The following is an 11,380-nucleotide window of genomic DNA, read 5'->3' on the forward strand; positions in this document are numbered from 1 at the left end:
GTGGAGCGGCTTGCGGGGAGCGGCGGGGCGGCGCGCGGGACGCGGGAGGGCTTACTCCTCGTCCTCGTCGTCCAGGCGGGCCAGCCAGGTGGCCAGGCGTTCCACCGGGACCTCGAAGTCGGGGTTGAGGTCGACGAAGGTGCGGAGCTGCTCCGCGAGCCACTCGAAGGTGACCTCCTCCTCCCCGCGCCGCTTCTCCAGTTCCTCGATGCCACGGTCCGTGAAGTACATGAGGACAAGGATATGTGCGGGAAAACGGACGGGCCGCACCCCCCGTGAGAGGGGTGCGGCCCGCGCGTACCGCCGGAGGACCCGGAGGACTACGCCTCGAAGACCTCACGCACCAGCTGCTCCTGCTCGGCCTGGTGGCGCTTGGCGGACCCGACCGCGGGGGACGAGCCGTGCGGCCGCGAGATGCGGCGCAGACGCTCGTCGTGCGGCAGGTCGGCGCCGACCGCCAGATCCAGGTGGTCGATCAGGTTGAGCGCGATGAACGGCCAGGCGCCCTGGTTCGCCGGCTCCTCCTGCGCCCACAGGTACTTCTCGGCGTTCGGGTACTTCTTGATCTCCGCCTGGAGCTCGGCGCCCGGCAGCGGGTACAGCCGCTCGATGCGGATGATCGCCGTGTCCGTGACGCCGCGCTTCTTCCGCTCGGCCTCCAGGTCGTAGTAGACCTTGCCGGCGCAGAAGACGACCTTCTTCACCGCGGCGGGGTCGACCGTGGCGTCACCGATGACCGGGCGGAACTGGCCCGTCGTGAACTCCTCCGCCTTCGACGCGGCGGCCTTGAGGCGCAGCATCGACTTCGGCGTGAAGACCACCAGCGGCTTGTGGTGCGGGTTGTGCACCTGCCACCGCAGGAGGTGGAAGTAGTTCGACGGCGAGGTCGGCATCGCGACCGTCATGTTGTTCTGGGCGCAGAGCTGGAGGAAGCGCTCCGGGCGGGCCGAGGAGTGGTCCGGGCCCTGGCCCTCGTAGCCGTGCGGGAGGAGCAGGACCACACCGGAGGTCTGGTTCCACTTCTGCTCGGCCGACGAGATGAACTCGTCCACGACGGTCTGCGCGCCGTTGACGAAGTCGCCGAACTGCGCCTCCCACAGCACGAGCGCGTCCGGGCGGGCCAGCGAGTAGCCGTACTCGAAGCCCATGGCCGCGTACTCGGACAGCAGGGAGTTGTAGACGTTCAGCCGCGCCTGGTCCTCGGAGAGGTACTGCAGCGGCGTGTACTCCTCGCCCGTCTCGCGGTCGATGATGACCGCGTGACGCTGGCCGAAGGTGCCGCGCTGCGAGTCCTGGCCGGCGAGCCGGACCGGGACGCCCTCGAGGAGCAGCGAGCCGAAGGCGAGGGTCTCGCCCATGCCCCAGTCGATGGTGCCGTCCTCGACCATCGACGCCCGGCGCTGGAGCTGCGGCAGCAGACGCGGGTGGACGGTGATGTGGTCGGGGATGTTGACCTGCGACTCGGCGATCCGCTTCACGACCTCCGCGCTCACCGCGGTGTTCACGGCGACCGGGAACTCGGCCTGCGGGTCGGACGGGGCGGCCGCGGCGGGCTGCGAGGTGGCCTCGCGGACCTCCGTGAAGACCTTCTCCAGCTGCCCCTGGTAGTCCTGGAGCGCCTGCTCGGCCTCTTCCAGGGTGATGTCGCCGCGACCGATGAGGGACTCGGTGTAGAGCTTGCGCACCGAGCGCTTCTTGTCGATCAGGTCGTACATCAGCGGCTGGGTGAAGGCCGGGTTGTCGGACTCGTTGTGACCGCGGCGGCGGTAGCAGATGAGGTCGATCACCACGTCCTTGTTGAACGCCTGGCGGAACTCGAAGGCCAGGCGCGCGACGCGCACGACGGCCTCCGGGTCGTCGCCGTTCACGTGGAAGATCGGGGCCTCGATCATGCGGGCCACGTCCGTCGCGTACATGGAGGAGCGCGAGGACTCGGGGGCCGCGGTGAAGCCGACCTGGTTGTTGATGACGACGTGCACGGTGCCGCCGGTGCGGTAGCCGCGCAGCTGCGACATGTTCAGGGTCTCGGCCACCACGCCCTGGCCCGCGAAGGCCGCGTCGCCGTGGATCGCCACCGGCAGGACGGTGAAGTCCGTGCCGCCCTTGTTGATGATGTCCTGCTTGGCGCGCGAGACGCCCTCCAGGACCGGGTCCACCGCCTCCAGGTGCGAGGGGTTGGCGACCAGCGAGACCTTGATCTGCTCGCCGTCCAGGCCGGTGAAGGTGCCCTCGGCGCCCAGGTGGTACTTCACGTCGCCGGAGCCGTGCATCGACTTCGGGTCGAGGTTGCCCTCGAACTCGCGGAAGATCTGCGCGTACGACTTGCCGACGATGTTGGCCAGCACGTTCAGCCGGCCGCGGTGGGCCATGCCGATGACGACCTCGTCCAGGCGGGACTCGGCGGCCGAGTCCAGCACCGCGTCGAGCAGCGGGATGACGGACTCGCCGCCCTCCAGCGAGAAGCGCTTCTGGCCGACGTACTTGGTCTGGAGGAAGGTCTCGAAGGCCTCGGCCGCATTCAGCCGGCGCAGGATGCGCAGCTGCTCCTCGCGCTCCGGCTTGGTGTGGCCGCGCTCCACGCGGTCCTGGATCCACTTGCGCTGCTTGGGGTCCTGGATGTGCATGAACTCGATGCCGGTGGTGCGGCAGTACGAGTCGCGGAGCACGCCGAGGATGTCGCGCAGCTTCATCATCGACTTGCCGGCGAAGCCGCCGACGGCGAACTCGCGCTCCAGGTCCCACAGGGTGAGGCCGTGCTCGACGATGTCCAGGTCGGGGTGCTTGCGGACCTTGTACTCGAGCGGGTCGGTGTCGGCCATGACGTGGCCGCGGACCCGGTAGGAGTGGATCAGGTCGAAGACCCGGGCGGCCTTGGTGACGTCGTCGTCGTGCGAGGCGTCGATGTCCTTGAGCCAGCGGACCGGCTCGTAGGGGATGCGCAGGGCCTCGAAGATCTCGTCGTAGAAGTTGTTCTCGCCGAGCAGGAGGTTCGCGACCTGGCGCAGGAACTCGCCGGAGGCGGCGCCCTGGATCACCCGGTGGTCGTAGGTCGACGTGAGCGTCATGACCTTCGAGATGCCGAGCTTGTTCAGGGTGTCCTGGGAGGTGCCCTGGAACTCCGCCGGGTAGTCCATGGAGCCGACGCCCATGATCACGGACTGGCCGGGCATCAGGCGCGGCACGGAGTGGACGGTGCCGAGGCCGCCGGGGTTGGTCAGGGAGACCGTGACGCCGGTGAAGTCGTCCATCGTCAGCTTGTTGTCGCGGGCGCGGCGGACGATGTCCTCGTAGGCCTGCCAGAACTCGAAGAAGTTCAGCGTCTCGGCCTTCTTGATCGCCGCGACGACGAGCTGGCGGTCGCCGTTGGGCTTGACCAGGTCGATGGCGAGACCGAGGTTGACGTGCTCCGGCTTGACCAGGGTGGGCTTGCCGTCGACCTTGGCGAACGAGTGGTTCATCGACGGCATGGCCTTGATGGCCTGCACCATCGCGTAGCCGATGAGGTGCGTGAAGGAGATCTTCCCGCCCCGGGCGCGCTTCAGGTGGTTGTTGATGACGATGCGGTTGTCGAACAGCAGCTTCACCGGGACCGCGCGCACGGACGTGGCCGTGGGCAGCTCCAGCGAGGCGTCCATGTTCTTCGCCACCGCGGCGGACGGGCCGCGCAGGGTGACCTGCTCGGGGCCGGTCTTGGCCTCGCCCGCGGGCTCGGCCTTCTTCGCCGGGGCCGGCTTGGCGGCGGGAGCGGCCTGCTTCGCCGGCTGGGCCGGGGCCGGAGCCTGCGCCGGGGCCTTGGCGGCCGGGGCGGCGGCGGGCTTCGCGGCCGGGGCGGGCGCCTGCGCGGGCGCGGCCGGCCGGGACGGTGCGGTGGGGGTCACCGCGGCCCCCGCGGCCGCGTCACCCGCCGGAGCCGAGGTCGCGGGAGCGCCCGGCTTGTAGTCGGCGAAGAAGTCCCACCAGGCTCGGTCCACCGAGTTCGGGTCCTGGAGGTACTGCTGGTAGATCTCGTCGACGAGCCATTCGTTGGCACCGAAGGCCGCAGCGGGATTCTTGCCCGCTTGGTCGGTGTCGGTCGAGATGCTCGAGTTACTGGGGGACTGTGGCGACACGGCGTCAACCGCCCTCTTCCGCTTCGCAAGATGATGGACAGCGGAAATAAAGGCTACGCCTCCCTGCGCGAGAAGGTCAGGCCGGGCCCGTGCAACGTCGTGCACATCACATCTCAGCGGGTGTTTCGGCGCTGGAATTGGCGGGAAACAAGCGAGGTTCCGCTTCTTCCGACGGTATCAGGCATCACTCGACCAGGGCCCGGCGCGCCCCGCACGCGGCCCTGTGCCTGATCACACGTGCCCGCCTGGGCGAACACAGATGGATCTTGAGGCTCCGGTTCGAACTGTACGTCAACGCGACGTAGGAGAGGGGCCCGGAAGAGTGATCAAAATCCGGCAACCACGCTCGGATTCCGCCACCCCGATCCGGCCGCCGTGGAGATCCACGGCCCAGCGGGCGATGGCCAGGCCCAGTCCGGTGCCGCCGTCGCTGCCGGGGCCGTGCGGCCGGTTGACGCTGCCGCGGTTGAACCGCTCGAAGACCCGGTGCCACTCGGTGCGCGGGATGCCCGGACCCTCGTCCAGCACCTCCAGCTCCAGCGACTCCGGCTCGGCGCCCTCACGCGCCCGCACGGTCACCCTGCCGTGCGGCGGGCTGTGCTTGACCGCGTTGTCGATCAGGTTGGCGACCACCTGGTGGATCCGCTCGGGGTCGGCATGCGCGACCAGCTCGGGCGGCGAGACGTCGAGGTGCAGATGCACGTCCGTACGGGTGTGGCTGCCGGAGCCGGAGGCCATGCTCGCGCGGGCGGAGGCCACCATGTTGGCCTCCTTCAGCACGCCCGACAGATACGGCCACACCTCGAAGCGGCGCTTCCTCAGCGGGACCACGCCGTTGTCGAGGCGCGAGAGGTCCAGCAGCGTCTCCACCAGGCGGCCGAGCCGCTCGGTCTGTTTCAGGGCCGTGCGCATCGTCTCGGGGTCGGCCCGGGTCACGCCGTCGACGATGTTCTCCAGCACCGCGCGCAGCCCCGCGATGGGCGTGCGCAGCTCGTGCGAGACGTTGGCCACCAGTTCCTTGCGCTGGCTGTCCTGCGCCTCCAGCTCGTCGGCCATGACGTTGATCGTCTGCGCCAGGTCGCCCAGCTCGTCGCGGCGGCTCTCGCGGACGCGGCGGGTGTAGTCGCCGTGCGAGATGGACCGCGCGACGGCGTTCATGTCGTCCAGCGGGGCGGTGAGGGAGTGCGCCACGAACTGCGTGATCAGCAGCGTGGCGATCATCGAGAAGACCGTGATGAAGCGCAGCTCCGTCTTGGTGTGCACCGCGATCACCGACAGCCCGGTGGTGATCAGGACCGAGACGACGACCAGCGCGCCCAGCTTGGTCTTGATCGAGAAGGGGCGCACACCGCCCCAGGGCTGTTTCTTCCGCTGTCCGCGTCCCGCCGGACCCCCGCTCATGGCGTCGGCGTCTCCAGGGCGTAGCCCACGCCGTGCACGGTGCGGATGCGCTCGGCGCCGATCTTCCGGCGCAGCGCCTTGATGTGGCTGTCCACGGTCCGGGTGCCCGAGGCGTCCGCCCAGTCCCAGACCTCGGCCAGCAGCTGCTCGCGGGAGAGCACCGCGCGCGGGGTGTTGGCCAGGCACACCAGGAGGTCGAACTCGGTGGGCGTCAGGTGGACGTCCTCGCTGCGCACGCGCACCCGGCGCTGGGCGTGGTCGATCTCCAGCTCGCCGAGGCGCAGGATGCCGCTGCGCGGGGTGGTGGCCGCGAGGGCCGCGCGCTCCATGCGGCGCAGCAGCACGTGCACCCGGGCCGCGAGCTCCCGCATGGAGAACGGCTTGGTCATGTAGTCGTCGGCGCCGACGCCGAGGCCCACCAGCATGTCGGTCTCGTCGTCGCGCGCGGTGAGCATCAGCACCGGCACCGGCCGCTGGGCCTGCACGCGCCGGCAGACCTCCAGGCCGTCGAAGCCGGGCAGCATGACGTCGAGGATGAGCAGGTCGGGCTGCCAGGCCTCCGCCGTGTCCACCGCGGACGGGCCGTCGCCCGCCGTTTGCACCAGGAATCCCTCGGCACGCAGGCGGGTCGCGATGGCGTCCACGATCGTCGCGTCGTCCTCGACCACCAGGACCCTGCGCTGCGCGCCGGGGGTGGTCGTCGCCGTGCCGTTGTGGGAGGTGTGTGTCTGCTCCATCGCCCGCCCCTGAGGTGTGCTTTTTCCGGAATCCGTGGGGTGATCCGTCGTCTGCGCATCACTGCGATTGACGCTTGAATGATCCGCGTCAGGGCAGCAGCGTACGGGGAGTCACCACGGGTTTGCTATCCAGGGCGGACGCCGATGTGCACGACGTCCGGAACGCCCCGGGCAACGGGGATCTCTTCGGTACGCACCTGCTGGAACCCGGCATTCCGCAAGGTTCCCTCGAATTCCGGTGAGGGCTTGGCGGACCATACCGCGAGGATCCCGCGCGGCCTCAACACCCTTGCACAAGCCGCGAGTCCGTCCGGCGAATAAAGCCCCTCGTTGCCCTCGTCGACGGTCCAGTCGGGGCCGTTGTCGATGTCGAGACACAGCGCGTCGAACGTGTCGGATGTCTCATTGACGTAGGTGATCAGGTCTTGCTCGACGATCTCCGTCCGGGGATCGGCGAGCGCCACGCAGGAGAGCTCGGCCAGCGGGCCGGTGCGGTGCCAGCCGATGATCGCGGGCTCCCGCTCCACGACCGTGATCCGTCCCCACCGCGCCTGCCCGGCCGCGTGCGCCAGGGAGAAGCCGACGCCCAGCCCGCCGATCAGCACCGACGGGTCCGCCGCGTCCGGGTCCAGGGCGTCCAGCGCCGCGTCCACGAGCAGCCGCTCGGAGCGCCCGTCGGAGGTGTCCATCAGGAAGCAGCCGTTGGCGATGATCTGGAGCAGCCGGCCGTGCCTGCGCAGCACGACCTCGCCGTACGGGCCCTCGCGGCGGTCCAGGACTTCGGGAGCTTCGGGAATGTCGTACGGGGTGGACATGCGTTCATCCTGGCAGGTCCCCCCGCGCGGCGATCCGGGGTCGCGAAGCCCGCCCCGGTGATCGCTCAGAGCGAACGGCGGACGGGGAACATTCGAGGGCTCCCCTGCATTGAGTCGGCATAGCTCAACTTGACTGCCGAAGGGGAGATCATGGCTGCTGAGTCCACACCGCTCGCCCTGCCCGTGCTGCCGCTCGACGACGAGGTCGTCCTGCCCGGGATGGTGGTTCCGCTGGACCTGAGCGACTCCGAGGTGCGGGCGGCGGTGGAAGCCGCCCAGGCCGCCGCCCGCGACGAACCGGGCAAGCCCAAGGTGCTCCTCGTGCCACGCGTCGACGGCACCTACGCCGGGACCGGCGTGCTGGGCACCGTCGAGCAGGTCGGCCGGCTGGCCGACGGCGACCCGGGCGCTTTGATCCGCGGCCGGGGCCGCGTGCGCATCGGCGCCGGCACCACCGGGCCGGGCGCGGCGCTGTGGGTGGAGGGCACCCGGATCGACGAGTCGGTGCCCGAGCCGCTGCCGGGGCACGTGGCCGAACTCGTCAAGGAGTACAAGGCGCTCGCCACCGCCTGGCTGCGCAAGCGCGGCGCCTGGCAGGTCGTCGACCGCGTCCAGGCCATCGACGACGTCTCCGCGCTCGCCGACAACTCCGGCTACTCGCCGTTCCTGACCACCGAACAGAAGACCGCCCTGCTGGAGACCACCGACCCGGTGGCCCGGCTCAAGCTCGCCACCCAGCAGCTGCGCGACCACCTCGCCGAGCAGGACGTCGCCGAGACGATCGCCAAGGACGTCCAGGAGGGCGTCGACAAGCAGCAGCGCGAGTTCCTGCTCCGCCGCCAGCTCGAAGCGGTCCGCAAGGAGCTGCGCGAGCTCAACGGCGAGGCAGGCAAGGATGCTGCCGAGGAGTCCGACGACTACCGGGCCCGCGTCGAGGCCGCCGACCTGCCGGAGAAGGTCCGCGAGGCCGCGCTCAAGGAGGTCGACAAGCTGGAGCGCTCCTCCGACCAGTCCCCGGAGGGCTCCTGGATCCGCACCTGGCTCGACACGGTCCTGGAGATGCCGTGGAACGAGCGCACCGAGGACTCCTACGACATCCAGGGCGCCCAGGCGGTCCTCGACGCCGAGCACGCGGGCCTGGAGGACGTGAAGGAGCGCATCACCGAGTACCTGGCGGTGCGCAAGCGCCGCAACGACCGGGGCCTCGGCGTGGTCGGCGGCCGGCGCGGCGGCGCCGTGCTGGCCCTGGTCGGCCCGCCCGGCGTCGGCAAGACCTCGCTCGGCGAGTCCGTCGCCCACGCGATGGGCCGCACGTTCGTCCGTGTGGCCCTCGGCGGCGTCCGCGACGAGGCCGAGATCCGCGGCCACCGCCGTACCTATGTCGGCGCGCTGCCCGGCCGGATCGTGCGGGCGATCAAGGAGGCGGGGTCCATGAACCCGGTCGTCCTGCTCTACGAGATCGACAAGGTCGGCTCCGACTTCCGCGGCGACCCGGCCGCGGCCCTGCTCGAAGTCCTCGACCCGGCGCAGAACCACACCTTCCGGGACCACTACCTGGAGGTCGAGCTCGACCTGTCCGACGTGGTGTTCCTCGCCACGGCCAACGTCCTGGAGGCCATCCCGGAGGCCCTGCTCGACCGCATGGAGCTGGTCCGCCTCGACGGCTACACCGAGGACGAGAAGGTCGTCATCGCCCGCGACCACCTGCTCCCGCGCCAGCTGGAGCGCGCGGGACTCGACGGCGACGAGGTCACGATCGACGAGGGCGCGCTGCGCAAGCTGGCCGGCGAGTACACGCGCGAGGCGGGCGTGCGCAACCTGGAGCGGTCGATCGCGCGGCTGCTGCGCAAGGTCGCGGCCCGGCACGAGCTGGGGAAGCAGGAGCTTCCGTTCACCGTGACGGAGGGCGACCTGCGTGACCTGATCGGACGGCCGCACCACGTGCCGGAGTCCGCGCAGGAGCCGGCCGAGCGCCGTACCGCCGTCCCCGGTGTCGCCACCGGGCTCGCGGTGACCGGCGCGGGCGGTGACGTCCTCTATGTGGAGGCGTCCCTGGCCGACCCGGAGACGGGCGCGGCCGGGCTGACCCTGACCGGCCAGCTGGGCGACGTGATGAAGGAGTCGGCGCAGATCGCGCTGAGCTTCCTGCGCAGCCACGGCGCCGAGCTGGAGCTGCCGGTGGGCGACCTGAAGGACCGGGGCGTGCACATCCACTTCCCGGCGGGCGCGGTCCCCAAGGACGGCCCGAGTGCGGGCATCACGATGACCACGGCCCTGGCCTCGCTGCTCTCCGGGCGGCTGGTCCGCACGGACGTGGCGATGACCGGTGAGGTGTCGCTGACCGGGCGGGTGCTGCCGATCGGCGGGGTGAAGCAGAAGCTGCTCGCCGCGCACCGGGCCGGCGTCACCACCGTGATCATCCCCAAGCGCAACGAGCCCGACCTGGACGACGTCCCGGCGGAGGTGCTGGAGAAGCTCGACGTGCACGCCGTCACCGATGTCCGCCAGGTGCTGGAGCTGGCGCTGTCCCCGGCGACGAACGGGGCGGCACCGGAGGTTCCGGTGGCCGCGTGACGGGGGCCGCCGGATGAGGGAGGGCCCGGGCTTCGTGAGGGAGGCCCGGGCCTTTCCCGTGCCGTGCCTGCCGTCGCCGTGCCCGCCGTCGCCGGGTCAGCTCCCGGCGGCGAAGGCCCGCACCCGGTCCACGGTGCCGTTGAAGCGGTCATGGTCGCCGACCGTCGGGCCGGTCGAGGTGTACTGCCACATCGTGTACGTGCCCCAGCCGGCCGGCAGCTCGCCCGCCGAGGAGGCGTACCGCGCGATCCACAGCGGGGTGGTGGAGGCGAAGCCGGCGTAGTTGCCGGTGCACTGCTTCCACCAGCTGGTGGCGGTGTAGAGGACGGCGGAGCGGCCGGTGCGGGCGCGGTAGCGGTCCAGGAAGTCGCGGATCCAGCTCACCATCGAGCTCGCCGACTTGCCGTAGCAGTCGTCGCCGTACGGGTTCCACTCGATGTCCAGGACGCCCGGCAGGGTGCGTCCGTCGGCGGACCAGGCGCCGCCGCGGTCCACGAAGTAGTCGGCCTGGGCGGCGCCGCCCGCCGTGTCGGGCGTGCCGAAGTGGTACGCGCCGCGGACCATGCCGACGTCGTAGGAGCCGTCGTACTGCTGCGCGTGGTACGGGTTGGTGTAGTACGTGCCCTCCGTCGCCTTGGCGTAGGCCCAGCGCACCCCGCTGTTCCACAGCGTCCCCCAGGCGACGTTGCCTTGGTGGCTGGAGACGTCCACGCCCTCCGTCTGGGTGGAGCGGGCGGTGGGCAGGCCGCCCTGGCCGTCGTGGGCGACGACGCCCATGCCCATGTGCGCGGAGCCGCGCGGCGGGACGGCGGGGGCGGTGGCGTCGGCGACGGCGGAGGTCTGGGGGAGGGCGAGCAGCGTGAGCAGGACGGCGCCGGCGGTGCCGAGCGCGCGTATACGGACGGATCGGGATCTGTGCACAGGCATGACGCATCTCCGAACGGTCGTGGGACGAACCCGGAATGTGACCCACATCGCATGTAGTGGGCATGCCACGTGAGGGCCTGGTAGAGAAACTGCGGGCGCCGACCGCGGCGGCGGGCGGGAAGGCCGCGCACTGCCGTTGGTCTACGCCTGCGAAATACTTATGGAGCTGGGGCGACGCCGCCACTCGGCGACAACTTTCAGAACGGGAAACCGAGGCAGGGGCCAACGTGCACGACAACGGAAACGGCGGCGAGGAGCGCGCCGCCTCGCCGGAGCCCACGTCCGACGTGGAACAGCCCGCGTTCCTGGCGCTGGAACGCGAGTTGACGGTCCTGCTGCGGCGCGCCCGGGCCAGTCAGGGGGAGATGGCGCGCGAGGTCCATCCCGACCTGGAGCCGTCCGCGTACGGTCTGCTGGTCCGTCTGGAGGAGTGCGGCCGGCAGCGGGCCACCGAGCTCGCCGCCTACATCGGCGTCGGCAAGGCCACGATGTCCCGCCAGCTGCGCGCCCTGGAAGAGCTCGGACTCGTCGGCCGCGAACCCGACCCCGCCGACGGCCGCGCCTGGCTCGTCACCCTCACGGAGGAGGGCCGCCGCCGCGTGAGCCGCGTCCGCGAGGCCCGCCGCGCCCGCTACGCAGGCCGCCTCGCCGACTGGGACCCGACAGAGGTCGACGAACTGGCCCGCCTCCTGCACCGCCTGAACGGCGGATCAGATAAGTAAGGGCTCCGCCCCTCAGAGGCGGGATCACCGCAGCCCCCCAAGGGGCGCGGGGAACTGCGCGCAACAGATCCCGGCACCCCGGTGGCCGCACGGGG

8 protein-coding genes are annotated in these 11,380 nt (G+C 70.9%); 2 read left to right on the plus strand and 6 right to left on the minus strand.

Annotated features, from left to right (window positions below; translation table 11 throughout):
* Positions 1 to 51 precede the first annotated feature (51 nt).
* The 5 genes from CCN29_RS21750 to CCN29_RS21775 form a co-directional block, all read right to left on the minus strand.
* Positions 52 to 231: a DUF6104 family protein gene (locus CCN29_RS21750; RefSeq protein WP_023586593.1), complete on the minus strand. Its 180-nt coding sequence runs from the start codon at positions 229 to 231 to the stop codon at positions 52 to 54.
* 89 nt (positions 232 to 320) lie between these two features.
* On the minus strand, positions 321 to 4,109 hold the full coding sequence (locus CCN29_RS21755) for a multifunctional oxoglutarate decarboxylase/oxoglutarate dehydrogenase thiamine pyrophosphate-binding subunit/dihydrolipoyllysine-residue succinyltransferase subunit (RefSeq protein ID WP_031020541.1): 3,789 nt from the start codon (positions 4,107 to 4,109) through the stop codon (positions 321 to 323).
* 291 nt (positions 4,110 to 4,400) lie between these two features.
* A complete protein-coding gene (locus tag CCN29_RS21765; protein ID WP_051792086.1) occupies positions 4,401 to 5,510 on the minus strand; it encodes a sensor histidine kinase in 1,110 nt (369 codons plus the stop codon).
* The gene (locus CCN29_RS21770; protein WP_006134880.1) at positions 5,507 to 6,247 is read right to left on the minus strand and encodes a response regulator transcription factor; all 741 of its coding nucleotides are present in this window, start codon (positions 6,245 to 6,247) and stop codon (positions 5,507 to 5,509) included. Before CCN29_RS21770 ends, CCN29_RS21765 begins: the two co-directional genes overlap by 4 nt.
* Before the next feature lie 125 nt (positions 6,248 to 6,372).
* Positions 6,373 to 7,062: a spermidine synthase family protein gene (locus tag CCN29_RS21775; protein ID WP_006134879.1), complete on the minus strand. Its 690-nt coding sequence runs from the start codon at positions 7,060 to 7,062 to the stop codon at positions 6,373 to 6,375.
* A gap of 150 nt (positions 7,063 to 7,212) precedes the next feature.
* On the opposite strand from CCN29_RS21775, the gene lon reads away from it, so the two are divergent.
* Complete coding sequence (gene lon, locus CCN29_RS21780; RefSeq protein WP_086683860.1) at positions 7,213 to 9,636, plus strand: endopeptidase La; 2,424 nt, start codon at positions 7,213 to 7,215, stop codon at positions 9,634 to 9,636.
* Positions 9,637 to 9,732: 96 nt separating this feature from the next.
* Here lon and CCN29_RS21785 read toward each other — a convergent pair whose 3' ends face one another.
* Positions 9,733 to 10,563 carry a lysozyme gene (locus tag CCN29_RS21785; protein ID WP_086683863.1) on the minus strand — a complete coding sequence of 277 codons (831 nt, stop codon included), beginning with the start codon at positions 10,561 to 10,563 and terminating at the stop codon, positions 9,733 to 9,735.
* Between the two features lie 227 nt (positions 10,564 to 10,790).
* On the opposite strand from CCN29_RS21785, the gene CCN29_RS21790 reads away from it, so the two are divergent.
* A complete protein-coding gene (locus CCN29_RS21790) occupies positions 10,791 to 11,285 on the plus strand; it encodes a MarR family winged helix-turn-helix transcriptional regulator (RefSeq protein WP_006134876.1) in 495 nt (164 codons plus the stop codon).
* Positions 11,286 to 11,380 lie beyond the last annotated feature (95 nt).

Source organism: Streptomyces pseudogriseolus (genome assembly GCA_002154585.1).
Classification (GTDB): Bacteria; Actinomycetota; Actinomycetes; order Streptomycetales; family Streptomycetaceae; genus Streptomyces; species Streptomyces pseudogriseolus.